We start from the raw sequence: 20,412 nt of genomic DNA, 5'->3' as shown, positions 1-20,412 counted from the left end.
CCCCTTTGAGGGGCCAAAAATCTAAAGCCCCCGGCTTTGCCGGGGGATACTTACTTTTTTACAAAAATTATATTATTGTGCACAGCAATCGAAGTTCGTCTCGGATCGTCACGCTTCGGATCTGTTGTTGAGGTGGGTTGTCCCAGGAGGAGCGGGAAGAGGGACTAACGCAACCAAAGCCGCGTGGTGCCGAATCCCATGCTGCGTTTCTGGCCGCTACCCAGCCATTCCAGCACGACCAGCCAGGGCAACAGATCGTTGATTCGCCCGGTCAGCTCTACATGCCCGAGCAGGCCGCGCACCGGAAAGCGTCGTCCGTTGGAACGGGAGGTACGTTGTCCTAGATCGATGGGAACCAGGCGCGGCAGCCATTCGTCGATGCTGGCTTGGAGGGTCTGGACTGCGGCCTGTCGTTGTTCGCGACAGAGGGTGTGGCGAATGTGTCGATCATGGGGCTCGTGGGATGGATTTTCTTCGAGATGCCAAGCCATGAGTTCGTAGGCGGCATTCCCGACCAGGGACTCCAGGCGAAACGACTGGTCGTCCGTGGGAAAGCGTGTACTGAAGCCCTCTTCATCGGTCTCGCGGGATTGCATCAGCAGCGGGGTTTCAAACACCAGCAGCGCCTTTCGCCAGACGAGCGCGGAGAGTCGCTCGATCTCCTGTTGCAACGACGAGAGGGGCGTGACCTGTTGGTCCAGCAGGTGAAAACGGATCGGTTCTCCGGCGTGGTTGAGGCCGTTATGGCCCATCATGTGGACCGCATCGGTCACCACGTCCCGGTTCGTCACGGCATGGTGCCCCCACAGAGCCACCTCCAGGGAGAATTGTTGGACCGGCGTGCCGTTTTCCAGTTGCGGGGCCCGCATGCGCAGCGAACGTCCGAGCGAGCGCTGATGAATCCGGGAGTAGGGCTTGAAGAGCCAGTGGAACGGGCAGTCGGCAGACTCCGGGCAGGAGAAGCCCTCCCCTGACATCCCCAGGCAATGCGGTTGACCACTCCGTTGCCGCGAACAGCCCACTTGCAGCAGCGCCGTACCGAAGGCGCCGGCCAGGGTGGTGCCCGGAGTCGCCCCCTCCTGCTGGAAGCGAAACAGGATGGGGCGCTCCATCTGACACCGGAAGATCAGGGTCTGCGTGGGCAGATCGAAGGGGGCTCTCAACGGGCGGATCCAGGACCGATCAAGCCTTGTCCGTCGCGGGCAAGGGTACGCCGTACTCCTTGCAAAGACTGATTATTTTTAGAGTATTTTGATAATTGTGATCTTTGTCAGGATTTTTGGCTCGACTTGTTGGGCGCCATTTCTTTTCCGATTGCTGCTTCTCCATAATGATTAGCAGCACCTGACGCTTTTCTTCAAGCTCTGTCCAATGCCCCTGTTCCAAGGCCCTCATGAGGGCCACGGTTGGATTCTGGGATTTGTGAGTCACGTTGTAGAGGCTTTGTTCAAAGGGAGACAGGGTGGGCGTCGGTGGTTCTGTCGGCTGGGGTGAGGATGGATCCACGGTGACACATGGGGTGGCTGACACGGGGGAGGAGATGATCTCATCCTGGCTCGGTGTGTCCAAATAACGTTTATTTGACAGGGATGGGAAACAAGGTTCTGAAGAATCGTACATGTGTTTAGTCATGTTTCGCACTACACCAAAATCTCTCAAATTCTTAAGATATTCGAGTTTGTTTCTGACGGCCAGGCACTGGCTATACTCAGGCTGGCAGCATGCCAGGTATTCGCGCAAAGGTGCTGAACGCTTCCATTCTCTTCCGATCTTTTTATCCATCAACGCCTCAAAGGCCTGGATAAAGGGTTTACAGTCATTCAGTTGTGTTACAGGGCCGCCATTGTTGGGAATCGTTTTTAATTTAACCTTGTCCACCCGTACCTGTCCGGCGCCAAATGCTTTGGCCCGGCCCATCATATGCCGGTGAGACTGGGGATAGCCACCAAAGGTCAACACCCACAGAATGGCACCCAACTCCGCCCGGGTCACATTGTGTAGACGGATGGTGCTGGTAAACGTCGGCTTGCAACCGTCGTTCGCGCCGACAAGGAAGCGCAGGTTGGTACGGATTTTATCATTGTCTTTCTGATCCGCTGAAATCTGTTCGGAAAGAGTTTTTTTGATCGTCTCTTTGGCCTCATTCAGTTGCTCAACCGGATAACGGGGCAGATAGCGCTTGCGTCCTGAAAGTTTGGCCTCCTTGTCGCTCCAGTCCTTGAATTTTCCACGCAAATAGAATGGGGCAAAGGAGGCACGTGGTCCCATCATCACGGTAGGGGTGTCTTCGGTTTCTTCGTGTACCGTTTCTGGAATAAAGCGTCCAAAGGAGAATGCCACCCGCCCTTTGTGGGCGACTGCATTGGGTTTGTTATCGCCTTGGAAGCAGAATTCATCCCCCTCCAGCACGTAACCAAAGAGATTCTCAACAAAATCAACCCGATTGGCTACGACTGCGGCGACGGATCGTTGAAAGGCTGGCAGGTGTTTTTGCTCGCCGCTGCGATTCGCCACATCGCCCACCGAATACTGGTGTGGCACCTTGAACAGTCGCGTCAGTCCCATGGCAAAGGGGCTGCCAGGATCTTTTCCTGAGGGATCCCCGACAAAGAAGATCGGGATACGGCCATTCTCGGCATCCAGGGTGGGTTTGAGTTTTTCCCAGGAACCATCCGGCTCGCGCTTGTTTTTGGAGGGCTTGGAATGGATCAGTTCAAACTGCTCGAAATCCTCCTTGCGCAGGGGGATGGGGGATTTTGGGGAATGGAAGACATATTCAACTTTTTTTCCGGATTTTAACCAACGCTCTGTTTGTATTCTCTCATCAATTTCTTGTGCGGTAGGAACTTTGTCGGCAAAAACGAGAACACCCTCAATTTTTCCTGTCGGATCTGGTTTGACGGTCTCCTTGTTGTTGTGTTCTCCGTCTATTGTGAATATTTTTTCTTTAGAAAAATTAAATATTTTAGATCCTTTGATCGAGGGGTCTGTCATGCCGGCAGCATCATATTTCTCTTCAAGGGAGCACTGCCCTGCCCATTTCCACGCCTTTTTCGGATTTTTACTGCTGTCCAACAAATCGGGAGCTTTCAGGAGATCCTCGATCAGGATTTGAGCCCAATCACAAGGCACGATCTCGTAACCATTGGTTCCGCTCTTCAGCCAGCCCGCCTTGACTTTGCTCACGTCGGACAGGGGATACGTTTCGTTGGAGCCACCGTCCTCGGGAGAACGATATCCGGGATGGGTGAAATCCCGTAAACCGTAGGTGTGATGACGGTTGATGGGATGAAGACGGCCAAAGGCGACGATCTCCAAAGCGGCCCGCAACATCCCCTTGATGCTGGCTCCTGGGATCACGTACTCGTCGCCGAGCTTCAAAGGCCCCACCGCGTCGTTTTTGTCGTTGGAAGTACTTGGCGCGCCGATCAGCAGCGGCGTTTCCGCCACCCAGGTGACCTCGATGCTGGCGCAATAGCCGTCCGGAAGCGGCGTGCTCAGGGAGATGATCTCATCACGTTCGGCCCAAGCCACCTTGTCGTTGAGTTCAACAAAGCGGTAGGGGGCCTTGAGGAGGTCTTGTTGGGATTCTGCGCAGTTTCGGGGCATTTTTTCGATCCTTCTCATGTTGGCCCAACCGAACTTTTGATCTCCACTTGGAACCACCCGAACCCCTTGTTGCTGCCATGACCCAGCATCAATCCCTCGGTTCGGAGATCGGCCAAAAGCTGCTCGATGCTCGCCGCATCCTCGGGTTCGGAACGCGCAGGGGCGAGGGAGAGCGTCACGTCAAAGATCGGGTTGACAAACACCTCGGAGGAAAACAATTTGTTGTCAATGGGGGACGCCGAGAAGCGGTCGATGGTCACCGAGGTGAGTTTGGCCGTCTGGACCGGGTGTGCGGTTAGTTGCTCCAGACGCAATCGTGCCGCCTGATCGGTGTCACCGAACAAGCGTTCGACCATCCCTTTTTTCAATCGTTTGGTCTGCTCCAGCCATTCGGCGCGCGCCCGCAGAGCGCCCATCAGGGAGGTGCCGGGCAGGTGGGGCATTTTTTTTGCCACACGCTGCGCCTTGGCTTGCAGGCGGTCGCGCTCCTCCTCGGTCTGCTCTTCGGGATTGAAGGACCAGTCGTTCACCATGAACGGACCCTCGCAACGCAGCGTGAGAGACCATCTATGGGGGGATCGCGCCTTCGTGGCCTCTTGCAGGAACTCTGGGATCTCTGTGCGCTGGAGGGTTCCATCGTTGGACAGCGTCTCACGCACCACCTGTGGACGGCATAAGCGCAGCCGACCCTGTCCGTCCGCTTGTCCCTTGCCGACAGGGATGCCCGCATCATCCGCCGCGGTCGCAAGAAGCCGACGGAGCAGGTTCAGGGCCTTTGCATCTTTTTCGGCAAAAAGCATCCGCAGCCGGAAGCAGGCTCCGGGCGCGACCATCTCCTGATAATAGAGTTTGCCTTCACTGGCCGTGCCCGTCATCGGGTCGATGGCGATTCGGGCTGCGGTGAAGAGGCCATCTTGTTGGTCCTTGCCTTGCGGCAGGGATATGTCTTGAGCATATTTTTCGAGGCGCGCCCCGAAGACGGTCAACAGGGCGGCCTGACCACTTCCATCATCCTTGGCCTCGCCGAACAAAGCCTTGCAACCCTCCGGATCGTCCGTCAGGCTCCGCAGGACCCCCTTGAGCGAGGAACCGGGGATGTAGGGTTTACCGTCCCAAGCCCGGCAGATCAGCGCCATATCCGGGGTGGGGTCATCCGTTTTTTTTGGGGGAACCTTGATCGCACCGAACTCACCGGTTCCCACATGCAACGGACTCAGGACCTCAAGATCCGCCTTGATGCACAGCCGCGACCAGCCTGTCATGACCATCCCTCCTGTCCGTTTCCATGTCGGGAGCCATTGGCGCTGACCGCGCCAAAGCCGTTTTCCGCCACATAATGACAGATGCGCCAGTCGAGTCGGCGCACAGAACCATCTGCATCCGACGGCATGGCGGCAGGCAGGCCCGTGCGACACAGCTCCTCCACGTCGGGCTGGTCTAGCCCCTCGAGCAAAAACAGCGAGCCGGCCTCGGTCAACTCGAACGGCGCGTATCGATTCTCCCGGAGGCCGCGGTGTTTCATCGCCACGAATCCGCCCACCAGTTCTCGTTGCGAAAAGTGCCTCACGAGTTTGGTGCCAGGCAGGATGGCGGCGAAATAGGCATGGTACTGGGTGTCGATGGTATCGTTCCGGCAGGGATTGGTCATCACCGTCGGTGTCTCCAGCAGCAGCGGCCAGCAGGTTCGGCCATTCACGTGGAGCGGTTCAACCTCCGGCAACAGGGCCTCGGTGAAGGAATCGTCCAGTTTGAGTTTGAGTGAGGCGTCGGTGCGACCGATCCCATCGACGCCGGCAGCCAACATGGCGATGAAGCAATCGAACAGGGTAGGGGATGCGCCGTTGCGGTCGATGATCAGCCGCCAGTAGCGACCGTTGACACCACGCGCCTGGGTCACGAACAGTTTTTGATCCTCGGCAGTGCCGCGCTCGGTGTCGATCGCCGTGTGGCCGCGACTGAGTGCTGGAATCGTGCTTTCCGGACGCTCCCAGAGGGTGCGTGCTAGGCGCCAGGCTTCGGGTTTCCAGTCTCCCGGGAAAATCGGCGCCTTGCCGTTGATCAGGAGCGGTCCATTCCCCGCTGCCAGCCAGGCGTCGAAAATGCGCGGTTTTTCTTCGGGCGTGGCCACCAGCGACAAGGGCAGGGGACGATCCAGAAGCTTCGTATTCTTGGTGCAAAGGGGGAAGGCGTGGTGGACGATGATGCGGGAGAAATCTGTATCGTTTTCCGGATCACAACCACCCCGTCGCATCGCCATGGCGAGCGCTCCCTTGATGGCCGAGCCGGGTACGATGGTGCGTCCGCGATGGAGATTGTCGGCCAGGCGGTCGGCGTTCACCAGGATCGGTCGGTCAAAGGTGACCGTCAGGGCGATGCGGTCATGGGTTTGCCGGGGGGGATTGGTTGGGACCAAGGGCCGGGGATTGGGTCCATCGATGCGTGATGTGGCGTGTTCGATCTCACCGAAGCCGGCGGTTTTGATGCCGCCCATGGCGGGAACGAGTCGGAGCGCCTTGTTGAGCAGCTCCCGGATGACCACTCCCTCGCTCTCGGGGGCCATGGCGATGATCGTACCCGAGAAAGTGACGGATTTGTCGAGTGGGGCCACGAGTTCCACGACTTGTAGCGCCCCATCCTGGACTCGGCCCGATGTGGGATCGATGGCAATGCGGGTGATGGTGGTGGAAGCCGTGGCGTCCTCGAGCCTGAGGTCAGAGAACAGCAAAAAGCCAGGTTTATACCATTCCAGATTGTCGCCGCCGTCCGGTTTTTTCTCCGGTTTGGGACCGAAGAGGGTGTTGATCCATTTTGTAAAGGCCTCCTTTTCAGGCGCCTCCCCGGCGGGTGACACACTGGCCGGAGCCTTACAGCCAGACGCCTCCCTGGCCAGCAGGTCACACGCCTCGCGCAGATGACCCCGCAGATGGTCACCCGGTATGATGGGCTGACCCTGTTCGTCCCGCAGGGCAAAGGTGTCCACACCCAGGGCCGCGGCCTTCAATCCGCCAAACAGGAACGGGCTGCGTACCGTGAGTTTCACGGAAAACTCAAGCCGGGAGCTGGGCATCGCCATCCTCCATCACGTAGTCCCACAGTTGGGCAAGGCGGTAGAGGTTGAGACCGAAGTCGCGTTCATCCTCACACCCTTTGGTCAAGACGAGATCGCTTTTTCCCAGCTCTCCCCCTCGGTCTGTGCCGCCGCGATTGAGATAGGTGGAAAAGGCCTCGGCGGCGATGGCACTACCCGTGGCCGGCTTGGCGTTCCCTTCGCGGATGGCATTGAGCATCTTGTAGAGCTGCGAACGGGGCAGATAGCGTGCGCCCCCCTTTTGTTTCAGGGCCTGGACTTTTTGAGTCAAATCCGACAGCTCACAGCCGGCAATCACCATCCGTTCTAGCGAGTCGGCCCCGGTCAGGTTCTGGCGTAGCGCGGCGATGCCCTCCACCGGAGGATCGATGCTCTCTAAAACATCGACCTCGAGCGTATTGCCGAGTCCGAGACTCTTGGAAGCCGATTTGGCCATCTCCGCGAGGTTGTCGGCAACGGCACGTGCCTCGCGGATCGGGGTCTTGTGATGGCAGAAGAGCAAACCGGCGGAAAAGGTCAGAGGCTTCTTATCCATGCTCCAGCCTTCGACCTGTTTGAAGAAGCTTCGGGCGAACCACCATCCCAGCCACGAGGGCATCACGAACATCACCTCGTCCCCGCCCCACAACAGGGTTTCGAAGCGCAGCTTGAACACCTTTTCCCTCGGACAGAACCAGGCCACTCGCTCGGTTGCGGCCCGTCCACCCGAGCGGGCTTCGGCCACCAACCGCTCCAGAATCGGCGTCAACAGCCGTTTGCGTTGCATCTCTCGCAAGGTCTCGGAAAAATGGCGCAATCCCTCCCTGACGCCCTTTTGATTACAGATGTTTTCCCGAGTTTTCGTAAAACCGTTGCCATCGGCATAAAAGATGGCGATTTTGTTGCGCAGCGACAGGGGAGGGTCCAGTCCCTTGCCTGTGTGCTGAATTTTGTGTTTGTCGGCGAGTTGACTCCAGGTATCATCTGGATGCAGACCCACCACCTCGGGCAGGCTGGCGGTGAAAGTCAACGCCGCAAGGCCCTCGGCACCGCGAAACAGGCTCAGCTTGCTGGCACCAAGGTTCCGGATGTAAAACCCCTGGCGCATGTGCCGGCCATAATGGCGTCGTGCCGCGACAGCGCTGGAGACCGGCAGGATCTGCGATCCCCCTTGGGGATCATCGTTCGGAACCTCGATGGAGCTGTCCGCCGGACGCATTTTGTCCTTGCGGCAGGGACGAGCGGCGGGCTCGAGACGTTGCCGTGTCGTGGCACCGAGATAACGGGCCGACTGGGCGATGCTTTTTGCCTCTTCGATGGCCCGCCCCTCTTCGTTGTTCCGGATCTCCACCAAGCCAATGCCGAACCGCATGTGGGCCAGGGGCAAGGTGTTGATGATGGTGGTTTCGTTCTTGAGGAGATCCTTTTCCAAGTCTTTCGCGGCAGTGCTCACGGTTTCGGGATCGGCCCCTTTTGTGGCGAGTGCTCTTTTCAAGGCGTCCACCGCCGCCAGCGCGGCAGAAGGTGCCCCCTCGACCACGCAAGCCCCCATCGAGGCACCGGTGAAGATCGGCTCCAGGCTCAGTCCCATGCGCTTGAGGAAACGCTGCGTCCACTCCGGCGCCTCCAGCAAGGTCAGCGATGCCCCGCGTATGGTGGAAATGTCCTGGGTGTCGAGCAACGTGGTGTTAAAATCGACCCCCTCGATCCACAGGACGAAACGCGTCGTCTCGGTCTGTTCATCTCCTGAAAGAGCCATGATTCTCTGCACGCTCGGCATGGAATCTTCCCCCTCTGGCAGATTCATGCCCCAGTAACCGGCACGGGGCAAATCCCCACCCCAATAGGAGGAGGTGGGCCAGGCGTCGGCCAGTTGAGCGATACATGCCCCATCACCGAACGCCGCCAGCTTTCCCGGCATCATGACCAGCAGTCGCGCGAATCCTGGCCCGCCCAACTCGGGCTGTATGCGATCGGCAATGGCGGAAGAGGTGGATGAGGTGGTGGCGATCACGGTGAGCCGGCCATGGTTCTTTTTTGCCGCGATGGCCTGCTTGGCCTCCTCCTCGTCCAGTGCGCTCACCCCTTGCGCGGCACGGTCCTCGGCGCGGATGGCCGCCATCTCCGCGTGCGTCGCGTTTAAGGCAACCATGGCGGCAATATGGCCTCGATCATTGGCGGCAACAAGCGCGAGCCGCCGCGTCCATTGATCGGGTGGCAAGCCGAGGCGGGCGAAGAGTTGTTCCAGGGCGGTCGGGCGGTCATGACCGGCCAGTGGGCCGTGATGATCGATGATCACCACGCGGGCGCGATCGAATTGTTCGGGCGGCAGATCATCGGCGAGTTCGATCAACACCGGAACATCTCCGGCGGCCAATGTCTTGGCCAACTCGTTCGCATAGGCCGAGAGCTTCGCCCCCCACGCGAGCCGTTTGTCATGGAATCGACCGGGCGCATGGGTGGCCAGCAGTCTGGCGATTTCGATCATTTCCAGATCTTGTCCGCCGAGGAAATAGACGTCAGCCATGGTTGGTTATCCCTGATTAAAATACAAAGGTTCTATATTCATAGAGCATGGCCAGCACCGCGATTATAAGCGTCACCCAAGCAATTTTCGAGATTGTTCTCTTGAGCACCTCGTCACCGATGTTGAGCCATTTCAGCAACAGCCGGCCAAAAAGCGAGACAACAGCGATGACGCCGAAGGCTATGGTAATATGACATGCAACTGATAGTTCTCCGACAAGTTTCTCGGAAAAAAGCACATTCATGCCCTGCATCCCAACAGCCAGGCCCAGGATCACCCCAACCGTCGCCACTTGCGAGAGTTGGGTGGCCGCACGGGTCTGTTCGGACTGCTCCCGTGCGGCGAGATACTCGTTGGCGCTGCGCAGTTCCTGGCGTACCTCTTCGAAGAGACTGTCCAACCCCAGCCGTCCGCGCCAGAGCGCGAACAGTTCACGTCCCTGCACATGATTGGTGACCCCGGTGAATCGGAAACGATGGGTGAAATGCAGGAGTTGTTCCTCGATGTCCTCCATGGCTTTGACAAACGCTTCTCGTTCCATGGCTTTGACAAACGCTTCTCGTTTTGACGGGGAGCCAAATGCCTCGACGGCGCGAAAGATCTGCCCTGAATACTGGAGCAGCATGGCATGCTCGAAATGGAGCAGCAACCCGATCTGGAAGTAGTGGCGACGCATGTGCATCGCAATGTTTTTGTGGAAGAAATCCCCGTTTCCGATAGCTACGAAGGCATATCCAGAACACAAAAACAGTGTGCCGGACGAACGGAAACGGTCGTAGACGTGATCCGACCAGGTGCGTTCCAGGAATGCCGGGTCAGCCGGATAGTCGTCCGAGCCCGCCTTGTCGGCAAAGCACAGGCGCATCAAGTCCCCTTCGGTGATCTGGTCAAGGGGGGCGTCCCCCAACGTCACGGTTACCATGGTCGGCAAACGTTCGTCTGAAATCGGTCGCCAATGACCCTTATTGTCGGTAACGGTCAAGGGCAGGGCATTGTCCAGAAGGCGTTGCCAATGTCCGAACACCGGGGATCGACGGCCGCCTTGGATCAGAGCTTCGACATCGCCAAGAGAGTCGGCGGCTTGCCATGTGGGCAAGCAGGCGTTGTTGCGCCCAAGCCAATGGACCCCTTGCAGAATCTCCGGACATGGCTGGCGCTCGATGTGGTGGTTCTGATCCTCCGTGGTGACAAAGAAGGGGGCACGGAGACGGCGGAACCGGTCGTGGAGGGTCTGAAAATCGGCAAGCGTCCAGTTTTCCCCCTCGCATGTGGCGACTTCCAGACAGAGAATCGCGCAGCCAGTGGAAAACAGGTACAGGTTGAGCCTCTCCACGTCGAGCCGCCAGGTCTGGTTGTCGAAACAGACCTCAACCCATGCGATATCCCCGCGCTGGAAAAGGTTGAATGGCGGGGAATCATCCTCTTTGAGTCGGTAGAGGTACTCCTGAACGAATTCGTGGAAGTAGAGCACCTCGGCATAGACGGCATTTTCCCATTCCACGGGATTTCCAGGCAGTGCCGGTTTCGCGATATGCTCGATGGGATTGTCCACACGCTGCCACACCCCGCCTGATTTCAGGGCTTCGGCTTGATCCGTGACGCATTTGGTGATTTTGTCGGCATCAAGTTTGTCCTTCGGATCCGAATGCAATGTCAGCGGCCAGAAGAGCAGCAGCCGTCCCTCGCGCAGATGAACGTCATCCGCCCGCAGCTTCCTGACCTGCCCGTTACCCGGATTCTCCGCGTTCAAAAGTCCCCCCTTTGAGTTGCCTGCCAGCCTGAATTCAGCGCTTGGTTACCTCTGTTACCTGGTTCTATAACCTGCGACCCCTGTTCATCCGTGTGCTCGGCACGGATGGCTGAAAAATAAGGATTGATCATCAATCAACTGCAATAAATATGTGACGGGATGAACACGATTTACATGTATAACAGGACATATGAATAGTACATATATTATAACGAATTTTATCAATGCATTCCGTTTGGATGGATCGTAACACCGAATCGTGCAGGATGCAAGACGATATAAAAATATCTCTTGTCGTATTTGTTTGCCAGGGTTTGGAACGTTCGGCATGGTGGTGACTCCCCGCCGTGCCTGCGGGAAGTCACCAAGGGGGCCGGATTGCAAGCGCCTCAATGGGCGAGGTTGGACCCGGCTTCATGTCAGCCAGGACTTCCGATAATACAGTTCAGAAAGCTCTTGATAAGTCTCAATCGCCTCAATGGGCGTGGTCAGTCCGGACAACTCGTTACCGTCGTAACGTCGGCCATCGTCAGTTTCAATCGCCTCAATTGGCGTAGGAGGTCCGGACAGGGATTGCCGACGGTTATGCATCTGGCCGCACGTTTCAATCGCCTCAATTGGCGTAGGAGGTCCGGACTCATTTGACAATGCTATCGTCAACACCAAGGTGTTTCAATCGCCTCAATTGGCGTAGGAGGTCCGGACAAAAAGCCGGAGTGCTTTGGTCTGGGGGTTATGGTTTCAATCGCCTCAATTGGCGTAGGAGGTCCGGACAGTTCAGCGTCCTGCTGGCCGTTGCTGTCGTTTCAATCGCCTCAATTGGCGTAGGAGGTCCGGACTGGGAACGCGAATCGCTCGATCCGGAATTTCGTTTCAATCGCCTCAATTGGCGTAGGAGGTCCGGACAGGGTGGTTGAAAATCGAACACGCAAAGCGTGTTTCAATCGCCTCAATTGGCGTAGGAGGTCCGGACCATCGTCCGTGTTGAAGTTGCCTGGCGAAATCGTTTCAATCGCCTCAATTGGCGTAGGAGGTCCGGACGACGTCATCCGTTATCTGCACGTTCAGGTCGGTTTCAATCGCCTCAATTGGCGTAGGAGGTCCGGACCCATGACATGTTTAATTGTGACCCATCCGCATGGTTTCAATCGCCTCAATTGGCGTAGGAGGTCCGGACAATGCCTATGAGCTAGAGATCCAAAACCGGAGGGTTTTAATCGCCTCAATTGGCGTAGGAGGTCCGGACTTCTCCAATAATCCAGTGGTATCATTCCTCGGTTTCAATCGCCTCAATTGGCGTAGGAGGTCCGGACGCATTTCACTGGCACTGCATTCAGTCATGTGTTGTTTCAATCGCCTCAATTGGCGTAGGAGGTCCGGACGAAGATCCTAATCAAGACGTTTTTGGAACGTCGTTTCAATCACCTCAATTGGCGTAGGAGGTCCGGACGGTGCTAATGAGAAGGTAACGGTCGAGATTCAGTTTCAATCGCCTCAATTGGCGTAGGAGGTCCGGACAAAAAGGCCTGGTTTCTGCCTACCCCAAAAGTTTCAATCGCCTCAATTGGCGTAGGAGGTCCGGACCGACCTGTGGATAAGTTTCTATCATAAATTCAAAAAGCTGCAAGATATTTTATTATCACAGAACAACGTCAAAAAAGTTAGCGTATTTCCAAACAGAATAGCCAAAAAGTTGACACTCAAAAACAATTTTACTATAGGAATATTATATCTTAATTCATTGATCGAATCCATTTCCTTGCAATATTGCGTGTTACACATTTTAAGTTGTTGATGGTGCTATGCTTCCTCCCAAGTCAACGCTGCCAGATGATGCCGGCAGCGTATCCCATTCTTAGTCATCAACGCGCACGGGAGAATGTGCATGGGAGTTTGCCTGGAAAACGCCTTGTCACCCACTGTCCTCAACCATGCCTGGTCATGCCTGCGTCACGGCCACGGCTGGTGGCAACGGCGCGTGCCCATGGAGGAGGCGGAGAAAAATCCGATCCTGTACATGGGTGAACGGGTGGAACAGGTGCGCTCCGGACAGTATCGGCCAGAACCATTGCGCTGCCATGCCGTTCCAAAAGCATCGGGCGGCACGCGCATCCTCTGCGCTTCGGCCGTCCGCGACAAAATGCTGCAACGGGCTCTCCTCACCGTGCTGGAACCCTTGGGTGAGGCCATTTTTCATGATGCCAGCTTTGGTTACCGACCTCATCGCACCACCCGGATGGCCGTAGCCCGTATCGGCGAGGGGGTGCGTCACGGTTGGCGCTGGCTGGGGGATGCGGATGGTGCGCGTACTCTTGTCGGTGCAACCCCATCTGTTACCGTCAGGAATGAATTCCGCGCCAACGGCACGTGGCTGCCAGCAAGGAAGACTGGGAATTGAGCTGAATTTTTCGGGTTGATCGCTGGATTTTGGGCACAAGGTGGCTGATAATGGCGCGACGCGTCGATCTGGACCCTGGGAGGGAATCCGACACGCCACAGCGCATGGCAGGCGTCAGCGGGAGCGCCACCGTTTCACGCCCTCCCATTGAGTTGCGTGCCTGCTCCGCCAACCCGGCGCCGTGGCCCAGGCGTCAAGCCTCGACCCGTGCGGGAGATCCTGACGTGATGGCAGACTGAGAGAGATCTCGCGCGGGACTGCCGGGGGGTGGGCTTTGGAAGATGATCGCCCCACTTTAAGGTCATACAATCGATTGGCGGCAGGTTGAAAAAGGACAAAATTCAGGATGATGCGAGCAGGAGTGATCTCCGAGGCGGACACATGCCGCGAATTTGTGACCCCCCGGTTGGTGGATGCTGGCTGGTCGATATCTCCCCATTCGATTGGTGAACAACGCACTTTCACCAACGGTCGCATCATCGTCACGGGCGGACAGGTGCGACGTGGCAAGCAGAAACGGGCGGATTATCTGCTTTACTACCGCCGAGATTTTCCTCTGGCCGTGGTGGAAAGCAAGGAGATCGGACTTCCGGTTGAAACGGGCGTACAACAGGCCCGCGCGTATGCGGAGATGCTCGGCCTCAAATTTGCCTATGCCACCAACGGCCATCGCATCATCGAGATCGACTACATCACCGGCACCGAGCGGGAGGTGGAACGATATGCGACCCCCGCCGAGTTGTTCGCCCGATTGACCGCAGCGGTTCAACTGCCAGAAAAGGCGACTGCGCATCTGTTGGAACCGTTCAATCTCAGCTCCGGAAAAGTTCCTCGCTATTATCAGCAAATTGCCATTCATCGCGTGATTGAGGCGATTTTGCGCGGTCAATCACGTGTGCTGGCCACGCTCGCCACCGGCACGGGCAAGACCTGCGTGGCATTTCAAATTTGTTGGAAACTCTGGAACAGCCGATGGAATCGCACGGGAGAGCACCGGCGTCCGAAAATTCTGTTCCTGGCCGACCGCAACATCCTGGTGGATGACCCGATGGCCAAAATGTTTGCGCCCTTCGGTGATGCACGTCACAAAATCTCCAGTACGGATATCAGCCAGGGCCGGGAGATCTACTTCGGCATCTATCAGGCCCTGACGACCGCCTATGAGGAGGTGTTTCGCCACTTCCGTCCGGATTTTTTCGATCTCATCATCATTGATGAATGCCACCGGGGATCGGCCCGCGATGCAAGCAGTTGGCGAACCGTGCTGGACTATTTCCAACCCGCCATACAGTTCGGCATGACGGCGACGCCATTGCGTGAAGAGTCCCGCGACACCTACGACTATTTTGGCCATCCGGTCTACACCTACAGCTTGCGACAGGGGATCGAGGACGGTTTTCTCGCCCCTTACCGCGTTCATCGCGTCATCACCTCCGTGGATGCGGCGGGGTGGCGCCCGAGCAAGGATGAGTTGGACCGTTACGGTCGAGCGGTTCCGGACGACGAGTATCAGACCAAGGATTTCGAGCGTGTCGTCGCGCTGAGAGCGCGTACCCGGGCCATGGCCAGGCACCTCTCGGACCTCCTCAAAGGAACCGACCGCTTCGCCAAGACCCTGATATTTTGCGTGGATCAGGAGCACGCCGCCGAAATGCGGCAGGAGTTGCTCAACCTGAACCACGATCTGGTCAGGCAGTACCCCGACTATGTATGTCGTGTCACCGCGGATGAGGGGGCAATCGGATTGACCCATCTGGCCCATTTTCAGGATGTGGACAAACCCACGCCGGTCATTCTGACCACCTCGCAACTTCTCACCACCGGTGTGGATGTGGAAATGGTGAAGAACGTCGTGCTGGCGCGCGTGGTGGGATCCCGTTCGGAGTTCAAACAGATTATCGGGCGCGGCACGCGCCTCAAAGTCGATTACGGCAAGGAATATTTCAACATCATCGACTTTACCGGCACCGCCACGCGTCACTTCGCCGACCCGGATTTTGACGGTGAGCCGGTTCGCGTCGAGGAAATCACGGTCGATGAAGCCGGAGAACCGGTCAGCGTCACCATCACGGAACCGGAAACCGCCCCGGAAACGCCTTCCGATCCAGACAATAACCCAGCGGAACAAACCGCTCCGGAGCCTGGTTCCATCCTCGAAGAGCCCCCCTTGGAACCGCGCAAGTTCTATATCGACGGTGGCGAGGTTGAGGTGATCGGTCATCTGGTCTACGACCTCGACACGGACGGCAAGAAGTTGCAGGTGGTGCGTTACACCGAATACTCCGGACGTGCCGTGCGCACGCTCTATCCGACCCGGCATGCCTTGCAGTCGGCCTGGGCCAACCCGGACACCCGTGTTGCCGTACTGCGTGAACTGACCGAACGGGGCATCAGTTTCGAGGAATTGGCGGCCAGCAGCGAGCAACCGGATGCCGACCCGTTTGATCTGTTGTGCCATCTGGCCTGGAATGCCCCGCTTCTGACCCGACGCCAACGGGCCGAGCAAGCCCGGAAGGCCACGCAAGACCTGTTCAGCCAATATGGTGAGACGGCACGCGAGGTATTATCATTACTGCTCGATCAATACATCGAGCATGGCATTATTCAATTCAACACGTTATCCGACCTGATGAAAGTCCGGCCCTTCGACCGCTTCGGTTCACCATCCGAAATTGCCATGCGTCATTTTGGAGGCGTGCAGGGGTTGAAAAAGGCTGTGTCTCATCTGCAGATGGCGATCTACCAATAACAGGCAATCCCATCCATGGCCATCCTGCCAACCGACAAGAAACCACGCGCCCCATCTGTCCCACGCGCCCCATCTGCCCCACGCGTCCAACGCACAGCCAAGGCACCGCTCACCACCCGGGCCAATCTTTCCGCGCTGATCAAGTCGGCACGCCAGATTCTGCGCAAGGACAAGGGGCTCAACGGAGACATGGATCGCCTGACACTGCTCACCTGGATCATGTTTCTCAAGTTCCTGGATGATCAGGAGATCGTCCACCAGGAAGAGGCCGAACTCGACGGCAAGCCCTATCGTCCCATCATCGAACCTCCCTACCGCTGGCGTGATTGGGCAGCGCGGGAGGACGGCATCACCGGCGACGAACTGCTCAGCTTCATCAACCAGGAAGAGTCCGTGCGCGCGGATGGCACGCCTGGAAAAGGGCTTTTGGCCTGTTTGCGGGGTCTGGCTGGAGAGGGCGAGCAGGGCAGTCAACGCGAGGTGATCGCCAATGTGTTCAAAGGTGTTCAGAACCGCATGGTAAGCGGTTATCTGTTGCGGGACATCTTGAACAAGATCAACAAAATCTGTTTCACCTCCAGCGAAGAGATCCACACCCTGTCGCATCTGTATGAATCGATGTTGCGGGAGATGCGGGATGCGGCGGGCGATTCCGGAGAAATTTACACCCCGCGACCCGTGGTGCGTTTCATGGTTCAGGTCATGGATCCCCGCCTGAACGAGACCGTGCTCGATCCGGCTTGTGGCACCGGCGGGTTCCTGGTGGAAGCCTACAACCACATCGCAGCGCAGGTGACCACTCCCAGCCAGCGCCGCACGCTGCAACGCGATACCCTGTTCGGCCAGGAAGCGAAATCACTGCCCTACATGCTGGCGCAGATGAATCTGCTGCTGCATGGGCTGGAAGCGCCACGGATCGTCTACGGCAATACGCTGGACCGCCGCATCCATGAAATCGGTCACAACGAACGGGTGGATGTCATCTTGACCAATCCCCCTTTTGGCGGTGAAGAAGAGGCCGGCATCAAGGCCAACTTTCCTCCCTCCATGCAAACAGCGGAAACCGCGCTCCTGTTTTTGCAATACATCATGCGCAAATTGCGCGTGGCTGGCTTTGGTGCCGCGCGTGGCGGGCGGGCGGCGGTGGTGGTTCCCAATGGCACGCTGTTCGGCGATGGGGTCTGCGCGGTCATCAAGGAAGAGCTGCTCAAGGAGTTCCGTCTGCACACCGTCGTGCGCCTGCCGCAGGGGGTGTTCGCCCCCTATACGGATATCCCGACCAATCTGTTGTTCTTTGAACGTGGCGGTCCCACCGACACCATTTGGTATTATGAATTGCCGATGCCCGCAGGACGCAAAAAATACAGCAAGACCGCGCCGCTGCAATTCGAGGAGTTCGCCCCGCTCCTGGCGTGGTGGCAACAGCGCGCGGAAAATCCGCAGGCCTGGCAGGTGGACTTTGCCGCCAGGTACGCAGCCGCCCGGAAAAACGCCCATCCGTATTGGGAAAAAGCCGGGGTGGAACGCGCTGCCGCGCTGGCTCTGGGCAGATCCATGCGTGATGCCGAGCAGAGCCTGGCCGCGGCCAGCAACGGCGACAAGCCTAAATGGCAGGAGCACCTGCGCACGCTCAAGAGTCGGCAGCAGGACCACGAATGTGCTGCCAAGACCGCCCAGGCCGAGGGTGACGCCCTCTACTGGCCGATCTACAATCTCGACCTGAAGAACCCCAACGCCAAGATGGGTCTCGAACATGCCGATCCCAAGGAGCTGATCGCCTCGATGCGTAGCCACGAAGCCGAGGTGATGCGGCTGTTGGGCGAGATCGAAGCCCTGGTGAACGCGGTGCGGGCATGACCGACTTCGTATCCGGAAACGCTGATTACAGCGGTATCCACAGCGACATCGTGGCCCTGCTGGAGGCTGCCCGGCGCACAACCATGCGCAGCGTCAATGCGGTGATGACGGCCACCTATTGGGAAATCGGCAGGCGCATCGTCGAGTTCGATCAGGGCGGACAAGACCGGGCGGCCTACGGGGAGGCACTGATCAAACGGCTGGGCGATGATTTGTCGCATCAGTTTGGACGGGGCTTTGGTGGACGCAACCTGGCTCAGATGCGGGCGTTCTACCTGGCTTGGCCAGTCGCACCAATCGTGCAGACACCGTCTGCATTATCTTCGCTACAACAGATTGCCCGGAGGATCGCACGTGGTGGGGATGCGGAGGGCGGCGAATGAAGGCGTGGCCAGTTGTTCCTCTCGCGGATATTTTGCGATATCGCAAGGAATTCATCACGATTGATGACACCCATCAATACAAGCGCTGCCGTGTTCAATTGCATGCCAAGGGAGTTTTGCTAAGAGACGCGGTTTTTGGAGTTGACATTAAAACTAAAAAGCAGCAGGTCTGCCGGGCTGGCGAATTTCTTGTTGCCGAAATTGACGCAAAAATGGGTGGCTTCGGGTTGGTGCCTGAAACACTCCAAGGCGCGGTTGTCAGCAGTCACTACTTTTTGTTCGAGGTCGATAAATTACTTATTGATCCGCGCTACGTCGATCACTATTGCCGCACACAGCAGTTTAAAACCCAGGTGGAAGCACAGGGATCAACGAACTACGCGGCAATCCGACCTGCGGATGTATTGGCATATACGATCCCGCTCCCCCCGCTCGCCGAACAACAAGCCCTCGTCGCCCATCTGGACGCGCTGGCCGAGAAAACCCGGCAGGTGGAGGCGCATCTGGATGCCGTCGAACGCGATGCCGAGCGTCTGCTGGCCCTGCGCTTCCGGGATGCGATCACCCATGCACCGCTACGACCGATGGCGAAAGTGGCACCTGTTGTGCGCCGTCCTGTGGAAATCGACATCACCCAACATTACCGAGAAATTGGCGCACGTTCGTTTGGCAAGGGGCTATTCGTCAAACCAGATTTTGATGGAGCGGAAGCAACTTGGCAGAAACCCGTTTGGATCAAGACCGGAGATCTGGTTCTCAGCAATATCAAGGCTTGGGAAGGTGCTATAGCCATTGCTGATCAGGAGCATGAAGGGTGTATTGCATCCCATCGCTACATCACCTGCATTCCCGATCCATCAATCTCTGTTATCGGGTTTCTTGCCTATTATCTCCTGAGTGAAAATGGTCTGGAAAAAATTGGATTTGCGTCACCGGGTACCGCTGATCGCAATCGTACATTAAACTTGACTAATTTTGGAAAAATCGAAGTCCCAATCCCTCCGCTTTCCATCCAACGCACCTTCGATCAATTGCAAGCCGAGGTTGCCTCCCTCAAAGCCAAACACGCCGCCATCCGCGCCGCCAACGCCGCGCTGCTGCCCGCAACGCTCGAACGCCTGTTCGCCGGGAGCCAGTCATGACGTTCCTCCCCACCATCCCCGACATCTCATGAGCGAAGATGCCCGCATGAGGGCGAACGCATCTCCCTGGTGTTGGCCGCTCCCCTGATGAACGATCCAGGAGCAACCAAAGCACTGGGGCACCGTTCAAGTATCAAGACCCCCTCTTTCCAGAGCAGACATGGAGTGGCAGGGGGCGCAGACCAAAATGGGTGCTGGACCATCTGAAAGCTGGAGGAGAGATGGAGGAGTTGGAGGTTGGGTGATCCGCATAAAGTCAAACCCTGAAGCGGGTCACAGGGTGCACGCCGATACGAATCTGAATCCAATCGGTACGGACGAACTTGGCATTTTTCCGAAATGGGTGGCATCAACCACATGATATCACGCCCTGCTGGCGAAATGTTTGACGAATCTGGTATGCTCCCTCCATGAGCGAGATCACCCAACCCCATGACCGACTGTTCCGGGTACTGCTGTCGGCTCCGGAGACGGCGGGGGCCTTGCTGCGGGAGCGGTTGCCGCCGGAGGTGTCGCGGTTGTTGTCCTCCGAGCCGCCGCAACTGGTCGAAGGCAGTTTTGTCGAGGAGAACCTGCGTCCCTTTTTCTCGGATCGTCTGTTCGAGGCCAAAACGATCAGCGGCAAACCGGTATGCTTCTATGTTTTGATCGAGCACAAGAGCTACGCGGACGACAAGGTCGCCTGGCAGATCTATCGGGGAATTTCGGCGTTCCTGGAGCAAAAGGTACGAGAAAACGAGCATTGGAAACGACTGCCAGCCGTGCTTCCCTTGCTGGTGTATCATGGTGCGCAGGAGTGGCGCATTCCGAACGAGTTCCTGGCCCTGGTCGATGCGGATGATGCGTTGCAGCCCTGGTTGCTCAATTTTCGTTTTTCGGTAGCCGACCTGGGACCGATCCCGGACCGGGAACTCTCCAGACATGCGCAAC

12 protein-coding genes, 1 pseudogene and 1 CRISPR repeat array are annotated in these 20,412 nt (G+C 57.5%); of the genes and pseudogenes, 7 read left to right on the top strand and 6 right to left on the bottom strand.

Going from position 1 to position 20,412, the window contains the following annotated elements; translation table 11 throughout:
- Positions 1–164: 164 nt before the first annotated feature.
- From cas6 to ACV4UY_RS14815, 6 genes are read right to left on the bottom strand one after another with little or no spacing between them, the layout of a single operon-like run.
- Positions 165–1,163 (bottom strand): CRISPR system precrRNA processing endoribonuclease RAMP protein Cas6, encoded by a 999-nt coding sequence (gene cas6, locus ACV4UY_RS14840; protein ID WP_491608355.1) that lies wholly within the window; start codon positions 1,161–1,163, stop codon positions 165–167.
- Positions 1,164–1,182: 19 nt separating this feature from the next.
- Positions 1,183–3,627, bottom strand: coding sequence for a TIGR03986 family type III CRISPR-associated RAMP protein (locus ACV4UY_RS14835; protein ID WP_491608354.1), 2,445 nt, complete (start codon positions 3,625–3,627; stop codon positions 1,183–1,185).
- Positions 3,624–4,871, bottom strand: a complete 1,248-nt coding sequence (locus ACV4UY_RS14830; RefSeq protein WP_491608353.1) for an RAMP superfamily CRISPR-associated protein — start codon at positions 4,869–4,871, stop codon at positions 3,624–3,626. Before ACV4UY_RS14830 ends, ACV4UY_RS14835 begins: the two co-directional genes overlap by 4 nt.
- Positions 4,868–6,676, bottom strand: a complete 1,809-nt coding sequence (locus tag ACV4UY_RS14825) for an RAMP superfamily CRISPR-associated protein (protein WP_491608352.1) — start codon at positions 6,674–6,676, stop codon at positions 4,868–4,870. The genes ACV4UY_RS14830 and ACV4UY_RS14825 overlap by 4 nt, the downstream gene beginning before the upstream one ends.
- The gene (locus ACV4UY_RS14820) at positions 6,657–9,203 is read right to left on the bottom strand and encodes a Cas10/Cmr2 second palm domain-containing protein (RefSeq protein ID WP_491608351.1); all 2,547 of its coding nucleotides are present in this window, start codon (positions 9,201–9,203) and stop codon (positions 6,657–6,659) included. Before ACV4UY_RS14820 ends, ACV4UY_RS14825 begins: the two co-directional genes overlap by 20 nt.
- Positions 9,204–9,219: 16 nt before the next feature.
- The gene (locus tag ACV4UY_RS14815; RefSeq protein WP_491608350.1) at positions 9,220–10,953 is read right to left on the bottom strand and encodes a hypothetical protein; all 1,734 of its coding nucleotides are present in this window, start codon (positions 10,951–10,953) and stop codon (positions 9,220–9,222) included.
- 463 nt (positions 10,954–11,416) lie between these two features.
- Positions 11,417–12,537: direct repeats of the CRISPR family, unit length 36 nt; unit sequence GTTTCAATCGCCTCAATTGGCGTAGGAGGTCCGGAC.
- A gap of 301 nt (positions 12,538–12,838) precedes the next feature.
- Here ACV4UY_RS14815 and ACV4UY_RS14810 point away from each other — a divergent pair.
- The 7 genes and pseudogenes from ACV4UY_RS14810 to ACV4UY_RS14780 form a co-directional block, all read left to right on the top strand.
- Positions 12,839–13,351: a hypothetical protein gene (locus tag ACV4UY_RS14810; RefSeq protein ID WP_491608349.1), complete on the top strand. Its 513-nt coding sequence runs from the start codon at positions 12,839–12,841 to the stop codon at positions 13,349–13,351.
- Positions 13,352–13,700: 349 nt separating this feature from the next.
- Positions 13,701–16,100 carry an EcoAI/FtnUII family type I restriction enzme subunit R gene (gene hsdR / locus ACV4UY_RS14805; RefSeq protein WP_491608356.1) on the top strand — a complete coding sequence of 800 codons (2,400 nt, stop codon included), beginning with the start codon at positions 13,701–13,703 and terminating at the stop codon, positions 16,098–16,100.
- A 15-nt stretch (positions 16,101–16,115) separates the two neighbouring features.
- The gene (locus ACV4UY_RS14800) at positions 16,116–17,957 is read left to right on the top strand and encodes a class I SAM-dependent DNA methyltransferase (protein WP_491608348.1); all 1,842 of its coding nucleotides are present in this window, start codon (positions 16,116–16,118) and stop codon (positions 17,955–17,957) included.
- Entirely contained in the window at positions 17,954–18,340 is a 387-nt protein-coding gene (locus ACV4UY_RS14795; protein WP_491608347.1) for a DUF1016 N-terminal domain-containing protein, read from the top strand. Before ACV4UY_RS14800 ends, ACV4UY_RS14795 begins: the two co-directional genes overlap by 4 nt.
- Complete coding sequence (locus ACV4UY_RS14790) at positions 18,337–19,482, top strand: restriction endonuclease subunit S (protein WP_491608346.1); 1,146 nt, start codon at positions 18,337–18,339, stop codon at positions 19,480–19,482. Before ACV4UY_RS14795 ends, ACV4UY_RS14790 begins: the two co-directional genes overlap by 4 nt.
- Positions 19,483–19,616: 134 nt before the next feature.
- A pseudogene (locus ACV4UY_RS14785) lies at positions 19,617–19,727 on the top strand (H-NS family nucleoid-associated regulatory protein); the annotation flags it as partial.
- 165 nt (positions 19,728–19,892) lie between these two features.
- The coding region (locus tag ACV4UY_RS14780; protein WP_491608345.1) for an Rpn family recombination-promoting nuclease/putative transposase at positions 19,893–20,412 on the top strand (520 nt) is incomplete at its 3' end.

This window comes from Candidatus Magnetaquiglobus sp. (assembly GCF_058402785.1).
Note: the sequence above shows the minus strand (reverse complement) of the source record. Positions and strands in the feature narration are given on the sequence as shown.

Excerpts from the sequence above, each read along its gene's own strand:
- ACV4UY_RS14835 (WP_491608354.1), bottom strand. The coding sequence starts at position 3,627 with ATGAGAAGGATCGAAAAAATGCCCCGAAACTGCGCAGAATCCCAACAA.
- ACV4UY_RS14830 (WP_491608353.1), bottom strand. The coding sequence starts at position 4,871 with ATGACAGGCTGGTCGCGGCTGTGCATCAAGGCGGATCTTGAGGTCCTG.
- ACV4UY_RS14825 (WP_491608352.1), bottom strand. The coding sequence starts at position 6,676 with ATGCCCAGCTCCCGGCTTGAGTTTTCCGTGAAACTCACGGTACGCAGC.
- ACV4UY_RS14820 (WP_491608351.1), bottom strand. The coding sequence starts at position 9,203 with ATGGCTGACGTCTATTTCCTCGGCGGACAAGATCTGGAAATGATCGAA.
- ACV4UY_RS14810 (WP_491608349.1), top strand. The coding sequence starts at position 12,839 with ATGGGAGTTTGCCTGGAAAACGCCTTGTCACCCACTGTCCTCAACCAT.
- hsdR (WP_491608356.1), top strand. The coding sequence starts at position 13,701 with ATGCGAGCAGGAGTGATCTCCGAGGCGGACACATGCCGCGAATTTGTG.
- ACV4UY_RS14800 (WP_491608348.1), top strand. The coding sequence starts at position 16,116 with ATGGCCATCCTGCCAACCGACAAGAAACCACGCGCCCCATCTGTCCCA.
- ACV4UY_RS14795 (WP_491608347.1), top strand. The coding sequence starts at position 17,954 with ATGACCGACTTCGTATCCGGAAACGCTGATTACAGCGGTATCCACAGC.
- ACV4UY_RS14790 (WP_491608346.1), top strand. The coding sequence starts at position 18,337 with ATGAAGGCGTGGCCAGTTGTTCCTCTCGCGGATATTTTGCGATATCGC.